General features: G+C 60.6%; 29 protein-coding genes and 1 pseudogene. 9 read left to right on the top strand and 21 right to left on the bottom strand.

The window, feature by feature from the left end:
- Window positions 1-5: 5 nt before the first annotated feature.
- The 4 genes and pseudogenes from ABWQ00_RS01195 to ABWQ00_RS01180 all read right to left on the bottom strand — a co-directional run.
- On the bottom strand, window positions 6-314 hold the full coding sequence (locus ABWQ00_RS01195) for a c-type cytochrome (protein WP_353236833.1): 309 nt from the start codon (window positions 312-314) through the stop codon (window positions 6-8).
- Window positions 315-363: 49 nt separating this feature from the next.
- Entirely contained in the window at window positions 364-774 is a 411-nt protein-coding gene (locus ABWQ00_RS01190) for a DsrE family protein (protein WP_353236832.1), read from the bottom strand.
- Window positions 775-859: 85 nt separating this feature from the next.
- A complete protein-coding gene (locus ABWQ00_RS01185; protein WP_353236831.1) occupies window positions 860-1,189 on the bottom strand; it encodes an ArsR/SmtB family transcription factor in 330 nt (109 codons plus the stop codon).
- A gap of 200 nt (window positions 1,190-1,389) precedes the next feature.
- Window positions 1,390-1,518: pseudogene (locus tag ABWQ00_RS01180) on the bottom strand (MBL fold metallo-hydrolase); the annotation flags it as partial.
- Between the two features lie 92 nt (window positions 1,519-1,610).
- On the opposite strand from ABWQ00_RS01180, the gene ABWQ00_RS01175 reads away from it, so the two are divergent.
- Window positions 1,611-2,546 carry an ion transporter gene (locus ABWQ00_RS01175; RefSeq protein WP_353236830.1) on the top strand — a complete coding sequence of 312 codons (936 nt, stop codon included), beginning with the start codon at window positions 1,611-1,613 and terminating at the stop codon, window positions 2,544-2,546.
- Between the two features lie 39 nt (window positions 2,547-2,585).
- Here ABWQ00_RS01175 and ABWQ00_RS01170 read toward each other — a convergent pair whose 3' ends face one another.
- On the bottom strand, window positions 2,586-4,220 hold the full coding sequence (locus tag ABWQ00_RS01170) for an ABC transporter permease (protein WP_353236829.1): 1,635 nt from the start codon (window positions 4,218-4,220) through the stop codon (window positions 2,586-2,588).
- Window positions 4,221-4,267: 47 nt separating this feature from the next.
- Here ABWQ00_RS01170 and ABWQ00_RS01165 point away from each other — a divergent pair, with 47 nt between their 5' ends.
- Window positions 4,268-5,428 (top strand): ABC transporter ATP-binding protein, encoded by a 1,161-nt coding sequence (locus ABWQ00_RS01165; RefSeq protein WP_353236828.1) that lies wholly within the window; start codon window positions 4,268-4,270, stop codon window positions 5,426-5,428.
- Window positions 5,429-5,467: 39 nt separating this feature from the next.
- On the opposite strand, the gene ABWQ00_RS01160 is transcribed toward ABWQ00_RS01165, so the two are convergent.
- From ABWQ00_RS01160 to ABWQ00_RS01135, 6 genes are read right to left on the bottom strand one after another with little or no spacing between them, the layout of a single operon-like run.
- Window positions 5,468-6,208 carry a lysophospholipid acyltransferase family protein gene (locus ABWQ00_RS01160; RefSeq protein ID WP_353236827.1) on the bottom strand — a complete coding sequence of 247 codons (741 nt, stop codon included), beginning with the start codon at window positions 6,206-6,208 and terminating at the stop codon, window positions 5,468-5,470.
- Between the two features lie 20 nt (window positions 6,209-6,228).
- The gene (locus tag ABWQ00_RS01155; protein WP_353236826.1) at window positions 6,229-7,524 is read right to left on the bottom strand and encodes a dihydroorotase; all 1,296 of its coding nucleotides are present in this window, start codon (window positions 7,522-7,524) and stop codon (window positions 6,229-6,231) included.
- Between the two features lie 24 nt (window positions 7,525-7,548).
- Window positions 7,549-8,514: an aspartate carbamoyltransferase catalytic subunit gene (locus tag ABWQ00_RS01150; protein WP_353236825.1), complete on the bottom strand. Its 966-nt coding sequence runs from the start codon at window positions 8,512-8,514 to the stop codon at window positions 7,549-7,551.
- 16 nt (window positions 8,515-8,530) lie between these two features.
- The gene (pyrR, locus tag ABWQ00_RS01145) at window positions 8,531-9,031 is read right to left on the bottom strand and encodes a bifunctional pyr operon transcriptional regulator/uracil phosphoribosyltransferase PyrR (protein ID WP_353236824.1); all 501 of its coding nucleotides are present in this window, start codon (window positions 9,029-9,031) and stop codon (window positions 8,531-8,533) included.
- A complete protein-coding gene (ruvX, locus tag ABWQ00_RS01140) occupies window positions 9,028-9,444 on the bottom strand; it encodes a Holliday junction resolvase RuvX (protein ID WP_353236823.1) in 417 nt (138 codons plus the stop codon). The genes pyrR and ruvX overlap by 4 nt, the downstream gene beginning before the upstream one ends.
- Window positions 9,441-10,040 (bottom strand): YqgE/AlgH family protein, encoded by a 600-nt coding sequence (locus ABWQ00_RS01135; protein WP_353236822.1) that lies wholly within the window; start codon window positions 10,038-10,040, stop codon window positions 9,441-9,443. The genes ruvX and ABWQ00_RS01135 overlap by 4 nt, the downstream gene beginning before the upstream one ends.
- A 74-nt stretch (window positions 10,041-10,114) precedes the next feature.
- On the opposite strand from ABWQ00_RS01135, the gene ABWQ00_RS01130 reads away from it, so the two are divergent.
- Entirely contained in the window at window positions 10,115-11,590 is a 1,476-nt protein-coding gene (locus ABWQ00_RS01130) for a cryptochrome/photolyase family protein (protein ID WP_353236821.1), read from the top strand.
- Here the strand turns inward: ABWQ00_RS01130 and ABWQ00_RS01125 are convergent, their stop codons facing one another.
- Window positions 11,591-11,761, bottom strand: coding sequence for a rubredoxin (locus ABWQ00_RS01125; protein WP_019427587.1), 171 nt, complete (start codon window positions 11,759-11,761; stop codon window positions 11,591-11,593).
- Window positions 11,762-11,866: 105 nt separating this feature from the next.
- Between ABWQ00_RS01125 and thiD the strand changes: the two genes are divergently transcribed.
- Genes thiD through ABWQ00_RS01110 form a run of 3 tightly spaced genes read left to right on the top strand, consistent with a single transcriptional unit; the run spans window position 11,867 to window position 14,599 of the window.
- Window positions 11,867-12,811 carry a bifunctional hydroxymethylpyrimidine kinase/phosphomethylpyrimidine kinase gene (gene thiD, locus ABWQ00_RS01120; RefSeq protein WP_353236820.1) on the top strand — a complete coding sequence of 315 codons (945 nt, stop codon included), beginning with the start codon at window positions 11,867-11,869 and terminating at the stop codon, window positions 12,809-12,811.
- An 8-nt stretch (window positions 12,812-12,819) separates the two neighbouring features.
- Window positions 12,820-14,115, top strand: coding sequence for a glutamate-1-semialdehyde 2,1-aminomutase (gene hemL / locus ABWQ00_RS01115; RefSeq protein ID WP_353236819.1), 1,296 nt, complete (start codon window positions 12,820-12,822; stop codon window positions 14,113-14,115).
- Window positions 14,116-14,134: 19 nt separating this feature from the next.
- Window positions 14,135-14,599 carry a hypothetical protein gene (locus tag ABWQ00_RS01110; protein WP_353236818.1) on the top strand — a complete coding sequence of 155 codons (465 nt, stop codon included), beginning with the start codon at window positions 14,135-14,137 and terminating at the stop codon, window positions 14,597-14,599.
- Window positions 14,600-14,622: 23 nt separating this feature from the next.
- Here ABWQ00_RS01110 and ABWQ00_RS01105 read toward each other — a convergent pair whose 3' ends face one another.
- Window positions 14,623-15,102 (bottom strand): MarR family winged helix-turn-helix transcriptional regulator, encoded by a 480-nt coding sequence (locus ABWQ00_RS01105; protein WP_353236817.1) that lies wholly within the window; start codon window positions 15,100-15,102, stop codon window positions 14,623-14,625.
- 131 nt (window positions 15,103-15,233) lie between these two features.
- On the opposite strand from ABWQ00_RS01105, the gene ABWQ00_RS01100 reads away from it, so the two are divergent.
- Window positions 15,234-16,166 carry a tripartite tricarboxylate transporter substrate binding protein gene (locus tag ABWQ00_RS01100; protein WP_353236979.1) on the top strand — a complete coding sequence of 311 codons (933 nt, stop codon included), beginning with the start codon at window positions 15,234-15,236 and terminating at the stop codon, window positions 16,164-16,166.
- A 57-nt stretch (window positions 16,167-16,223) separates the two neighbouring features.
- Here the strand turns inward: ABWQ00_RS01100 and ABWQ00_RS01095 are convergent, their stop codons facing one another.
- Together ABWQ00_RS01095 and ABWQ00_RS01090 are read right to left on the bottom strand one after the other, a co-directional pair.
- On the bottom strand, window positions 16,224-17,411 hold the full coding sequence (locus ABWQ00_RS01095; RefSeq protein ID WP_353236816.1) for an FAD-dependent monooxygenase: 1,188 nt from the start codon (window positions 17,409-17,411) through the stop codon (window positions 16,224-16,226).
- A 76-nt stretch (window positions 17,412-17,487) separates the two neighbouring features.
- Window positions 17,488-17,637 carry a hypothetical protein gene (locus ABWQ00_RS01090; protein ID WP_353236815.1) on the bottom strand — a complete coding sequence of 50 codons (150 nt, stop codon included), beginning with the start codon at window positions 17,635-17,637 and terminating at the stop codon, window positions 17,488-17,490.
- A 42-nt stretch (window positions 17,638-17,679) separates the two neighbouring features.
- On the opposite strand from ABWQ00_RS01090, the gene ABWQ00_RS01085 reads away from it, so the two are divergent.
- A complete protein-coding gene (locus ABWQ00_RS01085) occupies window positions 17,680-17,991 on the top strand; it encodes a DUF6172 family protein (RefSeq protein WP_353236814.1) in 312 nt (103 codons plus the stop codon).
- Window positions 17,992-18,013: 22 nt separating this feature from the next.
- Here the strand turns inward: ABWQ00_RS01085 and ABWQ00_RS01080 are convergent, their stop codons facing one another.
- The 4 genes from ABWQ00_RS01080 to dusB are packed head-to-tail and all read right to left on the bottom strand — an operon-like array spanning window position 18,014 to window position 22,187.
- Window positions 18,014-19,273 carry a DEAD/DEAH box helicase gene (locus ABWQ00_RS01080; protein ID WP_353236813.1) on the bottom strand — a complete coding sequence of 420 codons (1,260 nt, stop codon included), beginning with the start codon at window positions 19,271-19,273 and terminating at the stop codon, window positions 18,014-18,016.
- Between the two features lie 23 nt (window positions 19,274-19,296).
- The gene (purH, locus tag ABWQ00_RS01075) at window positions 19,297-20,898 is read right to left on the bottom strand and encodes a bifunctional phosphoribosylaminoimidazolecarboxamide formyltransferase/IMP cyclohydrolase (protein WP_353236812.1); all 1,602 of its coding nucleotides are present in this window, start codon (window positions 20,896-20,898) and stop codon (window positions 19,297-19,299) included.
- A gap of 18 nt (window positions 20,899-20,916) precedes the next feature.
- Complete coding sequence (locus tag ABWQ00_RS01070) at window positions 20,917-21,159, bottom strand: Fis family transcriptional regulator (protein WP_353236811.1); 243 nt, start codon at window positions 21,157-21,159, stop codon at window positions 20,917-20,919.
- Window positions 21,156-22,187: a tRNA dihydrouridine synthase DusB gene (gene dusB, locus ABWQ00_RS01065; protein WP_353236810.1), complete on the bottom strand. Its 1,032-nt coding sequence runs from the start codon at window positions 22,185-22,187 to the stop codon at window positions 21,156-21,158. The genes ABWQ00_RS01070 and dusB overlap by 4 nt, the downstream gene beginning before the upstream one ends.
- Window positions 22,188-22,362: 175 nt before the next feature.
- On the opposite strand from dusB, the gene ABWQ00_RS01060 reads away from it, so the two are divergent.
- Entirely contained in the window at window positions 22,363-22,839 is a 477-nt protein-coding gene (locus ABWQ00_RS01060) for a YqaA family protein (RefSeq protein WP_353236809.1), read from the top strand.
- Window positions 22,840-22,873: 34 nt separating this feature from the next.
- On the opposite strand, the gene ABWQ00_RS01055 is transcribed toward ABWQ00_RS01060, so the two are convergent.
- Together ABWQ00_RS01055 and ABWQ00_RS01050 are read right to left on the bottom strand one after the other, a co-directional pair.
- Complete coding sequence (locus tag ABWQ00_RS01055; protein ID WP_353236808.1) at window positions 22,874-23,872, bottom strand: Bug family tripartite tricarboxylate transporter substrate binding protein; 999 nt, start codon at window positions 23,870-23,872, stop codon at window positions 22,874-22,876.
- Between the two features lie 127 nt (window positions 23,873-23,999).
- A complete protein-coding gene (locus tag ABWQ00_RS01050) occupies window positions 24,000-25,013 on the bottom strand; it encodes a D-2-hydroxyacid dehydrogenase (RefSeq protein WP_353236807.1) in 1,014 nt (337 codons plus the stop codon).
- Window positions 25,014-25,037 lie beyond the last annotated feature (24 nt).

Here is a 25,037-nt window from a genome sequence, read left to right as displayed (position 1 = left end):
GTTCCTTATCGTTTTTGGGCCGCAAAATAAACCGCAATGGCTTCGATTTGCTCATCTGTGTAGCCCTTGGCGAGCTGGTGCATGATCGTGGCAGCAGGCACACGACCGGCTTTGTAATCTTGCATTTTCTTGACCATGTCGTTCTTGTTGGAGCCTGCCAACGAGATCATGCCGGGCTGCGCACGGCCATCGGTGCCGTGACAAGCGGCACAAGATGCCGCCAGGCTTCGCGCCTGCAATGGATCGATCTGGGCTTGCGCCAGACTCGACACGGCAACCAGGGTGGCCGCTGACAAAAGGTGCTTCATCTTCATGGGTTTTCCTCGATAAAAATCAATGCATGGCTGGTATTAGCCATCCAACTCAGGGGCGCAAATAAACAAAGCCTTGCTTGGCTTGCAATGTGGCCACTTCGGCCACGCCTGCTGGCACCACTTTGGCTTCCATCAACAACTTGTCTGCCGGAATTTTGCGTGACACCAAGGTGTTGTTGCAAACGCGAAACTCCACACCTTTGTTGGCCAAATCGCTCACGCCCCCCGCAAAGGCTTGGTCCATTTGGTTGACAGCGCCATCCAGCAAAAAGTCGATGCCTAAACCATGGGCCACCACCACGATCTTGACCTTGGGGTCGGCTGCCAAGTGGTTGCGTATATTGCCAATCGCCCGTGATGCCTGCGGAATGCCCTCACTCAGGTGGTAAACGACCTTGATATCGGCCCAGGACAGGGAAGTGACCAACAAGCCGATTAGCAACAACAGATTTCTTTTCATTCGTTTCTCCTTAAGTATGGATATTAGTCCCGTCAAGGGCAAATCTGTGCCCGTGAAAACCCGACTCCAAACTGACGCTTGTCTTTCAATCGGACTCGCTGGCAATTTGAACGCAGACCGCGCGGCAGAGCATGACTACCTGCTCATTGATGATCCGGTAATAAATTTGTACGCCATCACGTCGTTTGCCCACCACACCAGCTTGGTAAAGCGTGTTCAGGTGCTGCGACATATTGGGCTGGGTGGTGTCGATTTCGGCCAACAACTCGCCGACGTTTTTCTCGGCGTTGCACAGCGCACTGATGATGCGCAGCCGCATGGGCGCGGACATCACCCTAAACACCTCTGCGGCTTTTTCAAAGACTTCTTCAGAGTCGGTCAAAACGCTGTCGTCAACTTGGGCTTTGGCGGGCATGGGTCAATTCCATTGGTATGGGTTTTCGCCCGATTGTCCAATATCCAGGCGATGCTTCTTCAATTGCGCAGCCGGTTTCAGCCACTCAACACGGCAAAACACGGTCATGGCGCATTGTGGCCACTTTCAAACAGCCTGCAAACCACTGATTTGTTCTTTGCTTATGCACAGATTCAGCTAAAGCGGTCCATGTTGCGCCGTCAAACAGCGTTCAAGGGAATTTTCAGATAAGCCACCCCATTGGCCTCGGCAGGCGGCATCTCACCCGCCCGGATGTTGATCTGCACCGCCGGCAACATCAACACGGGCATGGCCAGCGTGGCATCGCGGACGCTGAAAAACAACGCCATTTATATCAGCCACCACCAATATCATGATCTGCATGGGGATTCACGCCGGTTTTCTTGTCTAAGATGTCCACATGACCCCCATCACTCCCCTCAGGCAGCGCCTGTTCTTGATTCTGGAGTTACAAAGCCAGCAAGACCTAAGAGCCGCGCGGGTCTTTTCTTGGGTGTTGACCTTGATGGTGCTGAGCAACGTGCTGGCGGTGATTTTGGAGTCGGTGCCATCCATTGAGGCGCAATACGGTCTCAGCTTGCAGCTGTTTGACCTGTTTTCGGTGGCTTTCTTCAGCATCGAATACCTGCTGCGCATCTGGACCGCCGCAGACCGCCCTCCCAAAAAGCACGCCACTGAAACACGCCGACGCCTGGCCTACGTCTTCAGTTTTCATGGCTTGGTTGATTTGTTGGCCATCCTGCCTTTCTTCTTACAAGCCTTGTTGCCGGGCCTGGATCTGCGCTTTTTGCGCATCATCCGCGTCATGCGCATCTTGAAGTTGTCGCATTACTCGACGGCACTCGAAGACCTGATGGCCTCGATCTATGCCGAGCGAGACGCTTTTGTCTCGGCGCTTTACCTCTTGGTCTTGTCCATCCTGATCACCTCATGCCTGATCTACTTTGCCGAGCACCATTTACAGCCCGACAAGCTGGGCACCATCCCTGACGCCATGTGGTGGTCCATCGTGACCATCACCACCGTGGGCTATGGCGATGTCACGCCGCTGTCGCCATGGGGCAAAGTGATTGGCGCGTTCACAGCCTTGTCGGGGATCTTCACCGCGGCTTTGCTCACAGGCATCGTGGCCTCTGCATTTGCTGCACGGGTCCGCACCCATGAACTGGAGTTCACCACTGAAGTCGAAGAACTCCTCAAAGACGGCCATATCGATGCCAAAGAGCAAAGAACCATTGAACATTTGCGCCACGAATACAACCTGACCGAAGACCATGCGCGGGCCATCGTGCGGCAAATCTTGGAAGAAAAGTCTTTGATGGCCCGAAGGGATTGAAGGCCCCTTGCCCAGCAAGTGCTGGGCCATGTTGGAAGCTCAGGCAGCCGGTTGACGCAAAGTCCGGCTGAGCAAAATGACCGGGATCAAACCCACCAGCACCAAAGCCAATGAGGGCAAAGCCGCTTCGCCCAAGCGCTCGTCACGCGCCAGTTGGTAGGCCACCACGGCCAGTGTGTCGCTGTTGAAGGGTCGCAGCACCATGGTGGCGGGCAACTCCTTCATCACGTCCACAAACACCAGCAAGGCAGCGGCGATGGTCGTGCGCTGAAGCAGCGGCGCGTGCACCCGGCGCATCAAGCCCCAGCCGGTCACGCCCAGCATGCGGGCCGAATCGTCCAAGCTGGACGGGATGCGGGCATAACCGCTTTGCACCGATTGCAAAGCCACCGCACAAAAGCGCACCAAATAAGCCCACACCAGGCCCAAAGACGTGGCCGTGATCCAGGCGCCCGCAGACGATGCGGGCCAAACTTGCTGAATCCAACCCAAGGGCAAGAGCAAGCCGACCACCACCACCGCACCGGGAATGGCATAACCCAGGCCCACCAACTGGATGGCCCCCTGGCTGATGCGGTCGGCGCGGGTGCGCACACTGAAGGCCAGCGCCAGCGCCACGCCCACGGCCAGCACCGCCGTGATGGCGCCCAGGCGCAAGCTGGTCCAGGCCCACTGGCCAAAGCGCTCCCAAGGCATTTCGGTCGTCTCGCCCACAAAGGCCCTGAGCATGATGAGCACAGGCAACACAAAGGCCAACAACACAGGCAAGCCACACACGCTCCAAGCCAGCACGCGGTGCATGCCGTGCAACTGCACAGGCTGCGCTTCGGCCGAGCCCTGGCGCGAGCCGCGCCCTTGGTTAAAGCGCATGCGCTTCTGGGCGCGTTGCTCCAGCTGCAGCAAGACCACCACCACCGCCAGCAACACCGTGGCCAGTTGAGCCGCAGCGATGCGGTTGTCCATGGACAGCCAGGCTTTGTAGATACCCGCCGTGAAGGTCTGGATGCCGAAGTAGCTGGACACACCAAAGTCGGCCAAGGTTTCCATGAGGGCCAGCGCCACGCCCGCAGCCACAGCCGGGCGGGCCAGCGGCAAAGCGATCTCGCGGATGCGGCGAGACAAAGGCGCACCCAACAAGCGGGCCGCTTCCATCAAACCCGAAGCCCGCTCGACCAAAGCGGTGCGGGCGAGCAAATACACATAAGGGTAAAGCGAGAGCGTGAACACCAGCGCCGCGCCCCAGACGCTGCGCACATCGGGCCACAAACGGCCTCGCAAACCCAGCGCTTCGCGCAAGGCCACCTGCAGCGGCCCGCTGAACTGCAAAAAGTCGGTGTAGGCATAAGCCACCACATAGGCCGGCATGGCCAGCGGCAAGAGCAGCAGCCACTCAAAAATGCCGCGCCCCGGGAAATCAAACAAGGTCACCAAGGCGGCCGTGGCCAGGCCCAGCACCGTCACACCCACCGCCACCATGAGGCACAAGCCCAGCGTGGTCAGCGCGTAATCGGGCAGCACGGTGGCCGCCATCTCGCGCAAGATGCTGGCGCTCTCGCCGCTCCACTGCAGCCAAGAACCGAGCACGGCCAAAACCGGCAAGGCCAAAGCCAGCGCCAGCAAAGCAAACAGCAAGGAAGGGAGACCCGACAAACGGCGGGCCAAAGTGGTCAGCATAGGCGTGGATTGTAGGAGCGCAGAACAACCTGCCTACAATCCAAGACATGTTTCTCGAACTGCGTCAACTGGACATCCGATACCCCGGCAGCAGCACACCCGCTGTGCACGGTGTGAACCTGAGCCTCAAGGCGGGTGACATTGGTGTCTTGATTGGACCTTCGGGCTGCGGCAAGACCAGCTTGCTGCGGGCTGTGGCCGGACTGGAGCCAGTTTCTGGCGGTCAAGTGCTGCTGTCTGACCGGGTGGTGAGTGACGCGCAACACACCGAACCGGCCGAGAGCCGCCGCATTGGCATGGTGTTCCAGGATTACGCCTTGTTTCCCCATATGGATGTGGGCCGCAATGTGGGTTTTGGCTTGGCGCACCTGTCCAAGACCGAACGCCAGCGCCGTGTGGCCGAGGTGCTGGATTTGGTGGGTCTGAATGGCGCCGACAAACGCTTTGCGCACGAACTCTCGGGCGGTCAGCAGCAACGCGTGGCCTTGGCCCGTGCTTTGGCCCCTCGGCCCGACCTGCTGCTGTTGGACGAGCCGTTTTCCAACCTGGACATCGACCTGCGTGAACGCTTGGCGCAAGAGGTGCGCAACATCCTCAAGGCTGCCCAAGCCACCGCCTTGCTGGTCACACACGACCAACTCGAGGCCTTTGCCATTGGCGATGTCATCGGTGTCATGAGCGAAGGGCAATTGCACCAGTGGGACGATGCCTACAGCCTCTACCACCGCCCCGCCACCCGCTTTGTGGCCGACTTCATTGGGCACGGCGTGTTCACGCCCGCCACGCTGCGCGAGGTGGATGGGCACATCATGGTCAGCACCCCGGTGGGCGAACTGCGCGATGTGGCCGAATGCCCCCTGCCCTGCGTGTTTGAAGACGGCCAATGCGACGTGCTCTTGCGTGCCGACGACATCGTGCACGACGACGACGCACCCGTGAAGGCTGAAATCATCCGCAAAGCCTTTCGTGGCTCCGAGTTTTTGTACACCCTGCGCTTGGCCAGCGGCGACTTGTTGATGGCCCATGTGCCCAGCCACCACGACCACAAGCTGGGCGAATGGATCGGCATCCGCGCCGAAGTGGACCACGTGGTGACCTTCAACCGCGCCTGCCCGGTCTCCGACCGAGACCTTTGCCAGATGCCTTGCGCCAAAGCCGAGGCGTGCGAGCACACCGACCCCAAATACCAACCCGTCAAGTTCGTCTGAAAGACTCGCCCCAACTTTGGTGGGCGGGGAGTCAACGGCCTAGGGGGCGTCCCGCAAAAGCATGATGTCTTGGCGCAAATCCTGCGCCCAAACCCGGCGGTCCCGTCCGTTGGCTGCTTGGGGTTCGCCAAAATGCACCACCGCCTCGATGCGGCTGGATTTCAGGGTTCGCCACATCGAGCCGATCAAGGTGTCGTCACCGATGTAACAAGGTGCAAAGCTCAGTTCACCGGTTTGGGCATCGATGAACTTCAGCGACATGGGCTGCACCGGGGCTTCGGCCTGAATGGCTGCCTGGATCAGGTTGGCGTGAAAAGGCAACAACTCGCGTCCATCGCTGGTGGTGCCTTCCGGAAAAACCGCCACCACGTCGCCGTTGCGCATCGCATCGGCCATGTCTTTGACCATGCGCAGCGCGTCTTTGCGGCTGGTGCGCTCGATGTACAGCGTGCCTGCACCCGTGGCCAACATGCCCACCAGCGGCCAGTCTCGGATGTCGGATTTGGAGACAAAACGGCAATGGCGCGCTGCATGGATGACCAAAATGTCGAGCCACGAGATGTGGTTGGCCACCATGAGCGTAGGGCCATTCACAACGGGTTGACCCAACACCCGCAGATGAACGCCCCACAAGGCCAAAAACTGCAGCGCCCAGGCTTGCACGCGCATCTCGCGCTGCTCGGGGCTGAGCTGGGGAAAGCGCACGTAAATGGTCCACATGCCCGTCAGCACATGCCACAAACCGCGCAGAAATTTCCAAACGGCGAGCAAAGAACCCATGCTGTCGCTGCGCCCCGCGATCAAGCGGCTTCGAAGGCCACTTCGCCGCCAACCACCGTGGTCATCACGCGACCAGGCAACTCGTAGCCTGAAAACGGCGTGCTCTTGCCCTGGCTGCGCAAGGCGGCATCGCCCACCAACCAATGCCCTTCGGTGGACAAGACGCAGACATCGGCTACGCCGCCCACGGCCAGATGACCCACCGAGTCTTGCAAGTGGCCCAGCGTGCTGCCCAACACACGGGCTGGATCGGCCGTGATGCGCGACAACACATCGGTCACGGGCACTTGGGCGTCTTGGCCCCATTTCAGGGCCAGGCTCCACAACAATTCCAAACCGCTCGCACCGGCTTCGGCTTCGGCAAATGGCAGGGCTTTGGCATCGGCATCGACCGGAGTATGGTCAGACACCAGCACGTCCAGCGTGCCATCGGCCAAACCCGCACGCAGGGCGTCGCGGTCGCGCTGCTGGCGCAACACGGGTGTCAACCGGGCGCGGCTGTCGAAGTAACCCATGTCGGCATCGGTCAGGTGCAATGAGTTGATGCTCACATCGGCCGTCACAGGTAAGCCCTCGGCCTTGGCCTGGCGCACCAGCTCGACACCTTGGGCACTGCTGATGCGGCACAGGTGCACACGGGCACGGGTACTGCGCACCAGCTCGAAAATGGTGTGCAGGGCAATGGTTTCGGCGGCCACCGACACGCCCGACAAACCCATGCGCGTCGCCAGTGGGCCGCTGGCGGCCACGCCCTTGCCCAGGTGCAGCTCTTGCGGGCGCAACCAGACGGTGAAGCCAAAGGTGCTGGCGTATTGCAAGGCGCGTTGCAGCACCTGGGTGCTGGGGATCGGCACTTCGGCCTGAGAGAAACCCACACAGCCTGCGGCCGTGAGCTGGCTCATTTCGGTCAACACATCGCCTTTGAGGCCCACCGTGAGCGCGCCCAAAGGCAGCACGCGGGCCAGGTTCAATTTTTCGGCGCGGTAACGCAGCATCTCGACCAAGCCTGGTTCATCCAGCACCGGCTGGGTGTCGGGCGGACAAACCAAACTGGTTACACCTCCCGCCACGGCAGCGGCCAATTCGCTCTCGAGCATGCCCGCGTGCTCTTGACCGGGCTCGCGCAAACGGGCCGCCAAGTCCACCAAACCCGGGGCCACGATGCAGCCCTTGGCGTCGATCACACGGTTGGGCGTGAAGCCGTCCGGTGCCTGGCCCATGGCCACGATGCGCCCGGCCGCAATCGCCACATCACCTGTTTGGTCAAAGCCGCTGGCGGGATCGATCATGCGGCCGTTTTGGATGAGAAGTTTCATCTTTTGTTCCTTGTCGGCTGATGGTTACGCGACGTTGCCCGCGACGATGCTCATCACCGCCATGCGCACCGCGATGCCGAAGGTCACCTGGGGCAAGATCACGCTTTGCTGGCCGTCCACCACCGCCGAGTCGATCTCGACCCCGCGGTTGATCGGGCCGGGGTGCATGACGATGGCATCGGGCTTGGCCAGTTGGAGTTTTTCAGGGGTCAGGCCAAAGCTTTGGAAATACTCTTGGCTAGAAGGCAAGAGCGCGCCGCTCATGCGCTCGTTTTGCAAGCGCAGCATGATGACCACGTCACAGCCCTTGATACCCTCTTCGAGGTTGTTGAAGACACGCACGCCCATTTGCGCCATGTCCGAGGGCACCAAAGTCTTTGGGCCTACCACCCGCACTTCGGCACATCCCAGTGTGGTGAGCGCGTGGATGTCAGACCGAGCCACCCGGGAGTGCAGCACGTCGCCCACGATGGCCACCGTGAGGTTGGCAAAGTCTTTTTTGTAGTGCCGGATGGTGTACATGTCCAGCAGCGCCTGGGTGGGGTGGGCATGGCGCCCGTCACCCGCGTTGACCACATGCACATGGGGCGCGACGTGCTGGGCGATCAAATAAGGCGCACCCGATTCGCTGTGGCGCACCACAAAAATGTCGGCGGCCATGGCGCTCAAGTTGGCAATGGTGTCAAGCAGTGACTCGCCCTTGGCTGCAGAAGAGCGTGCAATGTCCAGCGTGTAAACGTCGGCCGACAGGCGGGTGGCTGCGATGTCAAAGGTGGTGCGGGTGCGGGTGCTGTTTTCAAAAAACAGGTTGAACACGCTCTTGCCGCGCAAGAGGGGCACCTTTTTGACCTCGCGGTCGCTCACGCTGACAAAGCTCGACGCGGTGTCGAGGATGTGCGTCAGGATGTCTTTGGACAGGCCTTCGGTGGAGAGCAGGTGGATCAGCTCGCCGTTTTGGTTGAGTTGGGGGTTGTTGCGTTTGTAGAGCATGTTGTTTTCACCTCCGTCAGGCTTTGTTCTCCACTTCAAAACTGAACCGACCCGCATCGTCGCGGGCCAGCGCCAGCGATTGGGTCTCGGGCAGGGCCACACGGGCAGCGGCGAAGTCGGCCTGCACCGGCAGCTGACGCCCACCGCGGTCCACCAGCACGGCCAGCTGCACGCGGGCGGGGCGGCCGTAGTCAAAAATTTCGTTCAGCACGGCGCGAATCGTGCGGCCGGTGTAGAGCACATCGTCGAGCACCAGAATGTCGGCACCGTCCACTTCAAAAGGCAAATGGGTCTGGCCCCCTGCCGACAGGCCGCGCTGGGCAAAGTCGTCGCGGTGCATGACCGAAGACACCTGGCCCGACTCGCCGGTCAAGGCCAAATCGCGCTGCAAGCGCTCGGCCAACCAAGCCCCGCCGGAGGTGATACCCACCAAACGGGTGTGGGTGGTGCACAGGCTGCGCACACCGCGCAGCAGCTCCAGGTACAAAGCCTCGGCGTTCAGGGCCAGTGCGCTCATGGGATGTTCCTTAAAAATTGGTCCAGGATGATCGCCGCAGCGGCCGCATCGGCGTCTTTGGCCCCATAGGAATGGGCTTCGGTGGTGGTGTAGCGCTCGTCCACTTCATAGACCGCCAGGCCAAACCGGCCACGCAGCTGGCGACCGAACTTGCGGGCGCGCAAGGTGTTTTCGTGCTCGCCACCGTCGGGGTGGGTGGGTACGCCGATCACCAGCGCGTCGGGCTGCCACTCCTGGATGCGTTTGGCGATGTGTTCAAACCGGGCATCGCCCTCGGCGGCAATGGTGCCTTGCGGCGTGGCCGATTTCATCAATCGGTTGCCCACGGCCACACCGGTGCGCTTGAGGCCATAGTCAAAGGCCAGAAAACTCTGGTGTTGAGCCGGAACGGTGTTCTCGGGGGTGCAGCTCATGCGTGCCCCGCGTCAGGCGAGAGCATCCAGCTTTTGAGGCCCAGCAGGTCCAGGGCGCGGTCATAGCGCTCGGCCATGGGAACGTCAAAGATCACATCCACACTCGCAGGCACCGTGAGCCAGGTGTTTTCTCCCAGCTCGGACTCCAGTTGGCCCTCACCCCAAGACGCGTAACCCAAGGTAACCAAGACCCGGCGAGGACCGGCGCCAGAGGACAGGGCTTCCAGCACGTCGCGGGAGGTCGTCATCTCAAGGCCCCCTGGCACACTCAGGGTCGAGGCATACATGGGCCCAGCCTCTTTGTCGGCAGGCGCCATTTGGACGGGGTCGTGCAGCACAAAGCCGCGCTCGGTTTGCACCGGGCCGCCTTGCAGCACCGGGTTTTGCACCAAATCTTCGCGGCGCAAAGGCAAGTCCACCTTGTCAAACAAGAGGCGCATGCTGATGTCAGAGGGTTTATTGATGATCAGGCCCATGGCACCCCGGGCACTGTGCTCGCACATGTAAATGACACTGCGGGCGAATGTCTCGTCTTCCAACCCGGGCATGGCGATCAGAAAATGATGCTTGAGGTCGATGGAGGCACAATCGGTCATGCACCGATTTTAGCGGTCCTGCCCTCGCGGTTCGGACCACGGGTGCATTCCTTCATCCAACCCGGCATACCCTGATGGAAACCCCTTTTTCTTGTGGCCTGGTCTGGCTGCGCCGCGACTTGCGCGTGACCGACAACGCTGCGCTGTCGCAAGCCTTGAAGCATTGCCAGCGGGTGCATGTGGTGTTCGTGTTCGACACCGAAATTTTGGATGCCTTGCCCCGAGCCGACCGCCGGGTCGAGTTCATCCGCGAGTCGCTGGTCGAGGTGGATGCCCGTTTGCGCGACATGGCGGGCGATCCTCAAGCGGGCCTGATCGTGCGCCACGGCGTGGCCAAAGACAAAATCGTCAAACTGGCCCAGCACCTGCAGGCCCAGGCAGTGTTTGCCAACCACGACGACGAACCCCTGGCCCTGGCCCGTGACATCCAAGTGCGCGGCCACCTGGCCGACCACGGCATCGTGCTGCACACATTCAAGGACCATGTGGTTTTTGAACGCAACGAGGTGCTGACGCAGATGGCCAAGCCCTTCAGCGTGTTCACGCCCTACAAAAACGCCTGGCTGAAAAAAGTCACGCCCGAAGACCTGCAGGCCTACGAAGTGGCACCACTGGCCCAACGCCTGGCCCCGCGCCCCGACGACCTGGCGCATCCGGTGCCCAGCCTGGCCGACATCGGGTTTGAGCCCACCAACCTGCAGGCCCTGAAAATACCCACCGGCGAGTCGGGCGCGCAGGCATTGCTGCAAGACTTTTTGACCCGCATCGACCAGTACGAAGACACGCGTAACTTTCCGGCCGTCAAAGGGCCGAGCTACCTGAGCGTGCATTTGCGCTTTGGGACGGTGTCGATCCGCCAGTTGGCCCGTGAGGCGCACCCGCGCATGTTGGCGGGCAGCGTGGGCGCCAGTGTGTGGCTGTCAGAGTTGATTTGGCGTGACTTTTATGTGCAGGTGCTGCACAACTTTGCGCATGTGGGCCGGGGCCAAAGCTTCAAGCCCGACTACGACGCGATCCGTTGGGAACACGGCCCCCACGCCCACAAGCTGTTTGACGCCTGGTGCGAAGCGCGCACCGGCTACCCGCTGGTGGACGCAGCCATGCGCCAGATCAACCAAACGGGCTACATGCACAACCGACTGCGCATGGTGGTGGCCAGCTTTTTGGTCAAGGATTTGGGCATCGACTGGCGTTGGGGGGAAAAGTACTTTGCCACCCACCTGAACGACTTTGACCTGTCGGCCAACAATGGCGGATGGCAGTGGGCCAGCTCCAGTGGGTGTGACGCGCAGCCTTACTTCCGCATCTTCAACCCGATCAGTCAAAGCGAAAAGTTCGACCCAGAGGGCAAGTTCATTCGCCGATACTTGCCTGAATTGGCCAGTCTGCCCACCAAAGACTTGCATGCCCCATGGCTTGCCAAACCCCTGGAATTGCAAGCGGCAGGGGTGTTGATCGGCCAAACCTACCCGGCCCCCATCGTGGACCACGCCCAAGCCCGCGAGAAAACACTGGCCCGGTATGCGGTGGTCAAGAAAAGTGCAGACTGATCAGATGGCAACCATCTCGAAGTCTTCTTTGCGGGCCGCGCACTCGGGGCAGGTCCAGTTCATGGGCACGTCTTCCCATTTGGTGCCCGGCGCAATGCCATGTTCGGGGTCACCCTCGGCCTCGTCGTAAATCCAGCCGCAAATCAAGCACATCCAAGTTTTGTGTTCCATCACCGTGTCGCAATCAGAGAGTCGAATAGAATGTTTTGATTGTATCGGCCCTGCCCACCGGCAGCCCGCCAAGCGGACCCGAAGCCTCTGAGATTCGACTTTTGAATGACCGACTCCAGCCCCGAAACCCCCAACATTGAGCAGGTCCTGGCCGAAGAAGAATCGGCCTCCTTGGCTTGTGTGCTGTCATTCAACGCGAACGATCCCTGCGGCGCTGGCGGCTTGAGCTGCGACGCGGTGGCCATGGCTTCGGTCGGTGCCCACTGCATGCCGATTTGCACCGGCACCTATGTGCGCGACACCACCAGCATCACCGATTTCTACCCCTTGGACGACGAAGCCGTACACGACCAAGCGCGCGCCATGGCCGAAGACGTCCCGGTGCAGGTCATCAAGGTTGGCTTTGTCGGCACCCCAGAAGCTTTGTCGGTGATTGCCGAGCTGTCTGACGACTACGACGGTGTGCCCTTGGTGGCCTATATGCCCAACCTGTCTTGGTGGGAAGAAGACAAGATCGACGCCTACTTGGACGCTTTTCGCGAACTGCTCTTGCCCCAGACCAGTGTTCTGGTGGGCCACCACAGCACGCTGCGCCGCTGGCTGCTGCCCGACTGGAGCGGCGAGCGCAACCCCGGGCCCCGCGACATCGCCAAAGCCGCGGCCGAACTGGGCGTGCCTTACACCCTGGTGACCGGCCTGCCCCTGCCCGAGCAACACATTGACAACGTTCTGGCCTCGCCCGAAACCGTGCTGGGTCATGAAAAATTCGAGCGCATCGAGGCGGTGTTTGCAGGTGCAGGCGACACGCTCACCGCTGCGCTGGCCGCCTTGCTGGCCACGGGCATGGACCTGCCCGAAGCCACCAGCGAAGCCCTGCACTACCTGGACCGGTGCCTCGACGAAGGCTTTCGGCCCGGCATGGGCCAGGTCATTCCAGACCGGCTTTTTTGGGCATTGCCTGAAGACGAAGAAACAGACAATGAGGAAGGCCCGGAAGTTCACCCTGGCGCCGATTACTTTGAAGTGCCTTTCAACGAAACCAAACACTGAGAGCCCACATGACCGACCGCAACCAAACCCTTTTTGACCGCGCAGCCCAAGTGATCCCTGGTGGCGTCAACTCGCCTGTGCGCGCTTTTCGTGCCGTGGGCGGCACACCGCGCTTTGTGCAGCGCGCGCAGGGCGCTTATTTTTGGGATGCCAACGGCCAAAAGTACATCGACTACATCGGCTCTTGGGGCCCGATGATCTTGGGCCATGGCCACCCCGCCGTGCTCGAAGCGGTGCAAAAAGCGGCACTGGATGGCTTCTCGTATGGTGCCCCCACCGAGCGTGAAATCGAGCTGGCCGAAGAGATCCTGAAACATGTGCCGTCCATGGAAATGGTGCGCCTGGTCAGCTCAGGCACCGAAGCGGGCATGAGCGCCCTGCGCCTGGCACGCGGCGCGACCGGCCGCAGCAAGTTCATCAAATTTGAAGGCTGCTACCACGGGCATTGCGATGCGCTGCTGGTCAAAGCTGGCTCGGGCCTGGCCACCTTTGGCAACCCCACCAGCGCGGGCGTGCCGCCCGAAGTGGTGCGCGACACCTTGGTGCTGGAGTACAACAACATCAACGCGCTGGAAGAAGCATTTGCCTTGCATGGCAGGGAGTTGGCCTGCGTGATGATCGAGCCGATCGCGGGCAACATGAACTTTGTGCGGGCCAGCGTGCCCTTCATGAAACGCTGCCGCGAACTGTGCACCGAATTCGGCGCCTTACTGGTGTTTGACGAAGTGATGTCCGGTTTCCGGGTGGCCTTGGGCAGTGCACAAAGCGTTTATGCCGGTCTGATCCCCGGTTTCAAACCCGACATGACGGTGCTGGGCAAAGTGATTGGCGGCGGCATGCCACTGGCGGCCTTTGGCGGTCCACGCGAAATCATGCGCCAGCTGGCCCCCACCGGCCCGGTTTACCAAGCCGGCACCTTGAGTGGTAACCCGGTGGCCACTGCTTGTGGCTTGACCACGCTGCGCGAGATCGCCAAACCCGGCTTTTTTGACGCTCTGGGTGCACGCACCCAAAGTTTGGTCGATGGCCTCACGGGCGCTGCCGCTGCGGCGGGCGTGCCTTTTGCAGGCGATTGCCAGGGCGGCATGTTTGGCTTTTTCTTGTTGCCCGAACTGCCACAAAACTACGCCACAGTGATGACCAGCGACAGCCCCAAGTTCAACAAGCTGTTCCACGGTTTGTTGGACGGCGGCATCTACATTGCCCCCGCTTTGTACGAAGCAGGTTTTGTGAGTGCCGCGCACACCGAAGCCGACATCGCTGAGACCGTGCGGGTCGCGGCCGACGTGTTCAAGTCGCTTTGAGCCAGAACGTGGTGACACCATGAAGCGCCTGGCCTGCTTGTTTTGCGCCAGCACGGCCGCGCTGGCGGCCCACGCCGAGTTCGACGCCAGCCGCCTCTGGGTCAATGCCGGGTTTTACTCGGCGCACTTTGACACCCACAAAGGCTTGCGCAACGCCAATCCCGGCTTCGGCCTGGAATACCGCATCGACCCCATGTGGTCAGCCACCGCCGGGCGCTTTCGCAACAGCAACAACGCCGATTCGAGCTATGTGGGTGTTTATGTCCAGCCATGGACCTATGCCGGTGTCAAACTGGGCGCGGTGGCCGGGGCTTTCAATGGCTACCCGAATGCCTACAACGGCGACTGGTTCCCGGCGATCATTCCCACCGCCACCTTGGAAAGCAGCCACTGGGGCCTGAACGTGGCGCTGGTTCCACCGCTCAAAGACCGCCTTTACGGTGCGGTGAGCTTTCAGCTCAAGTACAGGTTTCGCACGGACTGAGGCGGGCAAGCCCTCCGACAGCACTAGACCGGATCGGTTCCAGACGCCATCGGTACAAAGCTGGCACGCGCCTCGGTGTTGAGTTGGGTGTTGAGCAACAACAACAGACTCAAAAACTGCTCGCGCTGGGCGTCATCGAAAGGACTCAACAGGGTTTCATATGCCTGCCGCACTGGCTGTTGCGCTTGACGAAGCAGATCAGCGCCCGCAGGTGTCAGCCGCACAGCCATTTGCCTGCGGTTGTCGGGTGAAACGGCGCGTTGGCAAAAACCCCGGTCCTCCAGACCCTTGATGACACGGAGCACTGTCACTTTGTCAAAAGCCAATGCCCGCGCCAAACTCGATTGGTCAATGCCCGGATGGTCTTGCATCACGCGCAGCACGCCATACTGCGCTGGCGTTAAGCCCAAGTCGGCGCAGGCCCTCTCAAAAATCGAGGCCGAGATCTGGTGCGCTCTGCGCAGCAAAAATCCCGGGCGCTGGTAAAGATCGTGTGTGGCCATGGGTCAGGGATTCTATGGATGAGGTGCTGGGGCCGATTCGTCAATAATCGTTGGCATACTAACGCATGGAAAGCCTGCCAATGAACCCTTCACGCCGACACGTCACTGCCCTATTGGGCGCCGGTCTTTGCATGGGGGCCGCGTCTCCTTTGGCACTTGCCCAAAGCGCCGCCAACCAAGGGCCGCTCAAACTGATCGTGCCTTTCACACCTGGCACGGGCATTGACCTGATCGCTCGCACCCTCGGCCCCAAACTGTCGCAGCGCCTGAACCGCCCTGTCGTGGTCGAGAACCGTGTGGGCGCCTCGGGCAACATCGGCACCGAAGCGGTGGTTCGCGCTGCCCCGGACGGCTCCACCCTGTTGGTGAGCGTCAACACACTGGTCATGAACCGTGCCCTCTACCCGGGTTTGAGTTTTGATGCGGTGAAAGACCTCGCAGCGGTATCACAAACCAGCTGGGGACAACTCTTGCTAGTCACCCCAGCGCAATCGGGCTACAAAACCGCTGGCGAGTTTGTCGCCGCGCTGCGCAAGCAACCGGGACGGCTCAATTACGCATCGCCCGGCGTGGGCACGCCGCACCACCTGTCGATGGAATTGTTCAAAAATACTGCCCAGGTTTTCTTGACCCACATCCCCTACCGGGGCACCGGCCCGGCCGTGACCGACCTGCTCGGCGGCCAAGTGGACGCCATGTTTTTGCCCATCCATGTGGCTTTGCCGCACATCCGTTCGGGTCGCCTGACGGCGCTGGGCATCGGCAGCGATAAGCGCCATGCCTTGCTGCCCGATCTGCCCACCCTGGCAGAAGCAAAGGCGGGCAATGTGAACGTGGACATGTGGTACGGCATCTTTGCCCCCAAAGGCACACCGGTCGACATCGTCAACCTCTACAACCGCGAAATCAACCAACTGCTCAGCGGCGACGACGTCAAAAAGGCATTTGTCTCGCAGGGCATGGACCCCAGCGGCAGCACGCCCCAAGCTTTTGCCCAATTGGTCGAACGCGATGCGGAACGCTGGGCGCGCCTCATCAAAGACCAGGGCATCAAAGCCGATTGATTCGGCTCAACCGAACCGGCACTTGCGTGCCACAGGCCCCGCTGGACGGGGCTTTTTTCATCCTGCGGGTGACATCAAATCCGCATGCATCGGATCGTAGGGGTACAGCCAATTGTTGCGTGATGCAGCAATGTTGCGGTCCTTGAAAGCTTGCTTCATTTGCTGCGCATCGGCGATGTGGTATAGGTCGCCCATTTCGGTGGACTCGCGCACCACCCGCGCTGCGCGTGGCGCACGGTGGTTTTGAAACACCTGCAAAGCCTGCGCCATGGGCATGTCCAGCGCCAAGGCCCGGCTCAGCACCGCCGCGTCTTCGATCGCCATGGCAGCGCCCTGCGCCATGTAAGGCAAGGTGGGGTGTACCGCGTCACCCAACAAAGCCACGCTGTTGGTGCACCAGTTCATCACCGGCTTGCGGTTGTTCAGGGCCCAGCGGAAGCATTGGTCACGGTCCACGTTGTCGATGGCCGCACGCACCATCGGATGCCAGCCGGCATAGTCTTGGTCCAGCTCTTCCCAAGGTTGGCGCGAGGTCCAAGATTCTTCCTCCCAAGGCCGCTCGACACAGCCCACAAAGTTGAGCACTTGGCCTGCGCGCATGTAATACATGACCGCATGGTTCTTAGGCCCGCACCAAATCGACGAGACCACAGGAGGTCGCAGTTCAGGCGCAATGCGTTCTATGGGGATGGCCAGACGCCAAGCCACCTGCCCGGTGAAAACCGGAGGATCGGCATCCACCACGTGCTTGCGCACCACCGACTTGATGCCATCCGAACCCACCACCAGATTCGCCCTGACCTGGCGACCGTCCTCGAACACGATCGAGGCACTGTGCTCGTCTTCCAGCACTTCGATCGCCCGGTAGCCCAACTGCAAAGCCTGAGGGTCCAGTTGCTCAACCACATCGAGCAAGGCTGCATGCAGGTCAACCCGGTGGATTTGGTAATAAGGATGTCCATGGCGCTGAGCGTGGTCTTCGCCCAGCTTGATCTCGTGTAACAACTCGCCTGAGTCAAAGCGCCGAAACTCAAATGCATTGGGTTTGACGGCTTGGGTTTCAAGGCTGTCTTTCAGGCCCAGGTGATAGAGCACTTTGACCGCATTGGCACTCATTTGCACCGCCGCACCGATTTCCCCCACATGACGCGCCTGCTCATAGATGCGCACACGGTGCCCATCGCGCAACAAACAAGCTGCGGCCGTCAAGCCGCCAATTCCTCCGCCGACCAGTGCGATGTCCATGGTTTGACTCCTGATTTATATCGTTAGCATGCTACCATAAGCACAACATCCTGGTCGCACCTGGCCTGCTATCGCATCAAGCCAAGATCCAACAACGCAGCAGCCCAAAGCGCTCAAATTCGCTGTCAAAGCTGACCATGCGCAGACCTTCGGCGTCGGTCATTGCAGCAAAACACCAGTCGGTCCACAGGCGGCTCGACAAAGCAAGGATAATCCTGCCTTGCATTCACGTCCGGACTGGGCGATTGCCCTGCCAACGAGAGCCCTCATGAAAAAGAACTTCCCCCTGCAAGCCGAAGGCAAGCACCCTGAACGAGTGCTGGAGGCCGTCAAGCACGACATCCGCAAATACTTCAAACGCGAGCGCAATCGGGACCTGCCCAAGGGCGTGGATTTTTGGGACTTTGACTGCAAAGTGGGCCCGAGCGCTGCAACCGCCCAAGTGGTGCGCGTCGGCGGTGTGATCGAAGCCGTGGACGCCGCCGCCAAAACCGGAGCCGCCTCGGTCTATGTAGAGATCATGAGCAAGCATGGGATGCGCGTGCTCAAGGCACAAGGGCTCGAAGGTGAGGAGGGCTGATCCCTGCGCAATCAACGCACTGTTACGGCGTGTCAGTTCCCGCGACTGATGCAGCCGCCGCTGCCCGCAACTTGTCTTTCTTGCTCAAGCGTGAACCTTTGATGCCCCCATTGCCGGGCGAAGGCGGTGGTGGGATTTCGGTTTGCTCAAAACCCGGCACTTGCTCCAACGCGAGTTCCAAGCTTTCGCGTTTCAGGATCAGCTGCCAGTGCGCCAGCGCGGCGGCCGTGACAAAGCTGACCGCGTCGCCATGGGCACCAGCGCGGCCGGTGCGGCCAATGCGGTGGGTGTAGTCGGTGGCCGAGCGCGGCAGGTCGTAGTTGACCACCACGGGCAGCATGGCGATGTCGATGCCGCGTGAGGCCAAATCGGTGGTCACCACCACGTCCCAGCGACCCGCCTTGAATTCGCTCAGCACCTCTTGTCTTGCGCCTTGGCTCATCTCGCCATGAAAAGGCGTGGCAAACACACCCGCCTTGTAGAGCTTGTTCGCCACATGCTCACAAGCGTAACGGGTGGCAACAAACACCAGCACTTGCTTCCAGCTGTTCTCGGTGATCAGATGGCGCAGCAAGGCGGTGCGGCTTTTCTCATCCACCGCAATCGCCCGTTGGGTGATGTCGGGCTGATGACCCTCAAAAGCCTCCACAGTGATGCGCAGCGGATCGCGCAGCAGCTTGGCCGCCAGCGCCTCTACCTCCAGTGCAAACGTGGCCGAGAACAGCAAGGTCTGTCGCTTGGCAGGCAGCACAGCCAGCACGCGTTGCAACTCGTCGGCAAACCCCAAGTCCAGCAGGCGGTCGGCTTCGTCCAACACCAGGTGCTGCACATCGGCCAGGCGCAAGGCGTTTTGGTCGATCAAGTCGAGCAAACGACCCGGCGTGGCCACCACGATGTCGGCACCGCCTCGCAGCGCCATCATTTGCGGATTGACCGAGACGCCGCCAAACACGGTGTTCACCTTGAGCGACTGCGGCAGCTTGTAAGCCAGGTTGGCCAACACATCCCCCACTTGCACCGCCAGCTCCCGCGTGGGCACCAGCACCAGTGTGCGCACCGGGCGGCGAAAGTTGGTCTGGCGTGGCGAGGCCAACAAATGCTGCACAAGCGGCAGCGCAAAGGCCAGCGTTTTGCCCGAACCGGTGGGCGCGGTGGCCCACACGTCGGCCGATTTCAGGACCGCTGGAATGGCCTCGGCTTGAATCGGGGTGGGGGCGTACAAGCCCATGTCACTCACAGCGCGTAAAAGCGCCGGGATCAAGCCGAGTTGTTCAAAGTTCAAAACAGTCCGATCAATGAGGCGAATCAATGGCGGAAGTGGCGCACGCCGGTGAACACCATCGCCACGCCCCGCTCGTTGGCCGCATCGATCACTTCTTGGTCGCGCATCGAGCCACCGGGTTGGGCCACACAAGTCGCACCCGCATCCACCACCACATCGAGGCCGTCGCGGAAAGGGAAGAAAGCGTCGCTGGCGACCACGGTGTTTTGCAGGCTCAACTTTGCAGCTTCGGCCTTGATGCTGGCGATCCGAGCAGAATCTAAGCGGCTCATCTGGCCTGCGCCGACGCCCATGGTCATGCCGTTTTGACAGAACACGATGGCGTTGGATTTGACGAACTTGGCCACTTTCCAGGCGAACAGCAAGTCGTGCAGTTCTTCGGGCGTGGGTTGCTTGACGGTCACGATCTTCAAATCGGTCAAAGCCAGTTCGTGCTTGTCGGCGCTTTGCAGCAAGAGGCCCGAGCCCACGCGTTTGGTCTCCAGCGCGTTGCGCACTTGGCCGTAGTTCGCTGGCAAGGCGATTTTCATCAAGCGCACATTGACCTTGCTCTTGAACACTTCGATTGCATCGGCACTGAAGTCGGGGGCCATCAACACTTCCACGAACTGTTTGCTCACCGCATCAGCAGCGGCTTTGTCCACGGGGCGATTGAAGGCGATGATGCCGCCGAAGGCGCTGGTGGGGTCGGTCTGGAAGGCTTTGCTGTAGGCCTCGAGTGCGCTCGCTCCGACCGCCACGCCGCAGGGGTTGGCGTGTTTGACGATCACGCACGCAGTGGCCTCGAAGCTCTTCACGCATTCCCACGCCGCATCGGCATCGGCGATGTTGTTGTAGCTCAGCTCTTTGCCTTGCAACTGCACGCCCGTGGCCAGCGAACCGGCCGCAGGGGCCAAGTCGCGGTACCAAGCGGCTTGCTGGTGGCTGTTTTCGCCATAACGCAGGTCTTGCACTTTCACGTATTGCTCGTTGAATTGGCCTGAGAACTGGGCACGCTCGGGCACATAGGCTTCGCTCAGCTTCTCAGCTTCGAAATTCACGCTCGACAGATAGTTGCTGATTGCGCCGTCGTATTGGCTGATGCGGTTGAACGCGGCTACCGACAGGGAAAAGCGCAGTTTGTCGCTGAGTTTGCATTGACCTTGAGCGTGCGTTGCTTTGAGCTCGGCGATCACGTCGGCGTATTGGCTCGCGTCGGTGACGATGCCCACATCTTTCCAGTTCTTGGCGGCACTTCTCACCATGGCGGGACCGCCAATGTCGATGTTTTCAATCGCATCGGCTAAGGTGCAACCGGGCTTGGCCACGGTGGCTTCAAAGGGGTAGAGGTTGACGATGAGCAGATCAATCGTGTCGATACCATGCGCTTGTAAAGCCGCCATGTGCTCGGGCGTGTCACGGCGCGCCAGCAGTCCGCCGTGCACTTTGGGGTGCAGGGTTTTGACGCGGCCATCGAGCATTTCAGGGAAGCCGGTGACCTCGGCCACCTCGGTCACGGGCAAACCTTTGTCGGCCAAGAGCTTGGCGGTGCCGCCGGTGGAGATCAGACCCACGCCCAGAGCGTGAAGCTGTTGAGCGAATTCGACGATGCCGGTTTTGTCAGAGACGGAGATGAGGGCTCTCATGGGAACTTTCTTCAGCTTTTATTTCAACAAATTGTGTTCGAGCAATTTTTTGCGCAAGGTGTTGCGGTTCAGACCCAGCCATTCGGCGGCGCGCGACTGGTTCTGACCCGCCTGAGTCATCACCACATCAAGCAAGGGCTTTTCGACCAGCTTGACCAGCATGTCGTACAGGCCTGTCGGCTCGGTGCCATCCAGGTCTCGAAAGTAGGTGTCCAGGTTGTCCCGGATGCAGGTTTCTATGGATTGTTGTTGTTGGCTCATTCGAATGTCTCCACAAACGGCTGCGCATGGCCAGCAGGCAGGCGGTCCATCTGGCTGGCCAGGCCATCCAGAAAGTTAGCCACCGCCGCCAGCTGATGCTGCGCCGTTTCGAGGGTGTTCATGTGTTCCCGGAAGGCTTCACCACCGGGCAGTGCACGCACATACCAGCCAATGTGTTTGCGGGCCGAGCGCACGCCGGTGTATTCGCCATACAGGCCATAGTGGTCTTGCAGATGCGCCAGCAAGGCGCGCCGGACCTCGGCCAACAAAGGCGGTGCCAGGTGCTCGCCAGTGGCCAAGAAGTGGGTAATCTGTCGGAAGATCCAGGGGCTGCCCTGGGCAGCGCGTCCCACCATGACCGCGTCGGCCCCGGTGAACTGGAGCACATCACGGGCTTTTTCGGGGGAGTCGATGTCGCCATTGGCCACCACTGGAATCTTGAGGGCCGCCTTGACGGCCGCCACGGTGTCGTACTCAGCAAAACCTTTGTAACCCTGCTCGCGGGTTCGGCCGTGCACGGTGACCATCTGCACGCCTGCGCTTTCAGCGGCACGGGCCAGAATCAGGGCATTTTTTTCAGCGTCGCACCAGCCGGTGCGCATCTTCAAAGTGACGGGCACGCCGTGGGGCAAGGCAGCCTCGACCACGGCTGAAATGATCTCCAGCGCCAGCGGCTCGTCTTGCATCAGGGCCGAGCCCGCCCATTTGCTGCAGACCTTTTTGGCCGGGCAGCCCATGTTGATGTCGATGATTTGCGCGCCACGGTCGATGTTGTAGCGCGCGGCGTCGGCCATCATCTGCGCTTCGGTGCCCGCGATCTGCACCGCGATCGGGCCGGGCTCGCCATCGTGGTTGGCGCGGCGCGAGGTTTTGAGCGAAGCCCACAGGTCTGGGCGCGAGGTCACCATTTCGCTCACGGCATAGCCCGCTCCAAACTGCCGGCACAGCTGTCGAAACGGCCGATCCGTCACCCCTGCCATGGGGGCAACGAACACGTTGTTCGGCAACAGGTAAGGGCCAATCTGCATGACGGGTGGGCGCTGTGAAATGGGGTTTGCTTAAAAATAAGGCACGATTGTAGTTGCTTAATATTTCAGCAACTGACAGCCAAATGTGTTAAGCACAGGGCCCAGCAAACGCCCTCTAAACACCGAATTCGATCGGGACAAAGCCAAGCATCAGGGCCATCGCTACACTCCTTGGATGGAAATTTGGCTCCACCACATCATGCAATGGCTGGCTTTGCCCGAGCACGGTCTGAGCACCGTGTTTGTGGTGGCTTTTGTGTCGGCCACCTTGCTGCCCATGGGCTCTGAGCCGGCGGTGTTTGGCTTGGTCAAACTCAACCTCGACCTTTTTTGGCCTGCCATTTTGGTGGCAACAGCGGGCAACACCTTGGGCGGCATGCTCAGCTGGTGGATGGGCTGGGGCACGCGGCATGCGGTCAGCCGTTGGCGCGACTCCAGCAGTCACGCCCGGGCACTGGTTTGGTTGGAAAAGTTGGGGCCCAAAGCCTGCTTGCTCAGCTGGTTGCCGGGTGTGGGCGACCCTTTGTGTGCGGTAGCTGGCTGGCTGAAACTGCCGTTTTGGCCATGCACGCTGTACATGGCCATTGGCAAGTTTTTTCGCTACCTGGTGATGACAGCCCTGCTGCTGTGGGTGTTTCCCGGCCAGCTGTGACGCTGGCCAAACCCCACAGCAACACGGCGCAGCCTCAGTCTTGAACGATCTTGCGCTCTTTGATGATCTGCGCAAAACGGCGCGCATCGGCTTTGGTGAGGGCACCAAACTCTGCAGGTGACATGGGCGTCGGTTCAGCGCCAATGCCTTTGATGGCCTCCACAGCACTGGGCACCATGAGGGCGCGGTTGATTTCGCGGTTCAGGCGGTCCACGATGGCCGCTGGCGTGCCAGCAGGCGCCCAGAAACCGTGCGATGTGCCGGCATCGAAATTCTTGAGCCCCAGCTCATTGAGCGTGGGCGCATCGGGGAACATGGACAAGCGCTGTGGCGAGGTGACGGCCAACAAACGCAGACGGCCAGAGCGCACATGCGAAAAGGCAATGCCCGGGTCCATCAAATAATCCACGCTGCCACCCAAGAGGTCTTGCAGCGCTGCTGCAGACCCGCGGTAAGGGATGTGCAGGGTGAAAATGCCCGCTTGCGATTTGAGCATCTCACCCGCAATGTGGGGGCTGGTGCCGTTGCCTGGCGAGCCATAGCTCATCTTGCCGGGATTGCGTTTGGCATAAGCGATGAATTCGGCATAGGTCTTGTAAGGCGCATCGCTGCGCACGACCAAAAACAACTGCAAACGCGCACCGGCAGCAACCGGAATCAGGTCCTTGTCGTGGTCAAAAGGCATCTTGGGTGTGACATAAGGCACGATGGAGGCGCCGCTGCCCGAGCTGCACAAAATGGTGTACCCGTCTGGCGCGCTCTTGGCGGCCAAGTCAGAACCAATGATGCCGCCGGCACCCCCGCGGTTGTCCACCACAATTTGTTGGCCCAAGGCTTGAGATACGGTATTGGACACGGCACGGGCGACCAAATCAGGCGATCCACCCGCAGGGAAATTCACAATCATGCGAATGGGTTTGGCCGTGGGCCAAGCCGCGCTTTGGGCCTGTGCGGTGCCAAAGGCGCCCAGTGCCAAACTCGAAACAGCGGCAAGGCCAAGTTGTCGGCGGCGTGGGTCATGGTGGTGGGTCATACGGTGTTCTCCGAATTCTTGAATAGAAAAAGCAGTGCGCAAAACAGCGGGATTGATTATGGGAAGAAATCAAGTGCCGCGCTACCCGGGAAAACCTTGCCCTCCTCAACAGGTGGCCTACTGCGTATCAGGCCACTGCATTGCGCAGAGGCAGGCCCTGCACCCAGCGGCTCAAATTGTCCAAAAACATCTGAGCTACGCGGTGTTCATTGCCATCCGAATGGCCCGCAGCGTGTGGCGTGACCATGACCTGGGGCATGGCCCACAAAGGGGAGTCTTGTGGCAAGGGCTCGTGTGCAAACACATCCAAAAAAGCACCGCCCAGCTGCCCGCTTTGCAAAGCCGAGGCCAAAGCGGGCTCGTCCACCACCTCGCCCCGGGCCACGTTCACCAGATGCGCCCCTGTGGGCAACAAGGCCAAGGCTTGGGCATTGACCAATTGACGGGTTTTGGGGGTCAGGGGGCAAGCCAAAACCAACCAATCGGTTTTGGGCAAAACCTGCTGCCAGTCCTCAAAAGTGACCATTTCAACGCTGTGGAGGTCTGTGGAGTTTGGGAGCTTGGCCTGCGCTTGCTGGCGCACGGCCACCACATTCATCCCTAAGGCTTGCAATAAGCTGCCCAGCTTTTGACCGATTGGGCCCCACCCGACGACTGTGGCCGTTTGGCCGGGCAAGTCACGGGGCATGCGCTCGCCCATCATGGGAATCCATTGCCGCTGTTGCTGCTCAGCCCACAGCAGCGGAAAGCGCCGAGCCAAGGCCAAGATGCCCGCCAAAGCCACCGTGGCCACCACTTGTGCATTGGCCCCGGACGAGGTGGAGACCTGGACGCCCTTGGCCAAAAGGTCGAGGTAAATCTGGCGGTCAGCACCTGCTGAATGGATGTGCACCCACCGCAAGGCGGGCGACTGGCGCAGCAAGGTGTAGACCTGTTGTAAAGCCGGGTGAATTTCGTGCTTGGTGGAAGTTCCAGTAACCTCCCGAGAGATGAAAGCCACATCACCATCGGTGCGTTGCGCAGCCACGGCATCTTCCAAGGCGATCAGCTCAAAAGAACGCTGGCCCATCGCAGCTGAAACCGTTGACCCCAGACGGGTAATCGACTGCCGGGACATGAAGATGCGCAAAGAGGTGTTCATGGCTGGGTCTGAATGCTGCGCTGG

This window comes from Limnohabitans sp. (genome assembly GCF_040400975.1).
Taxonomy (GTDB): Bacteria; Pseudomonadota; Gammaproteobacteria; order Burkholderiales; family Burkholderiaceae_C; genus Limnohabitans_A.
Note: the sequence above shows the minus strand (reverse complement) of the source record. Positions and strands in the feature narration are given on the sequence as shown.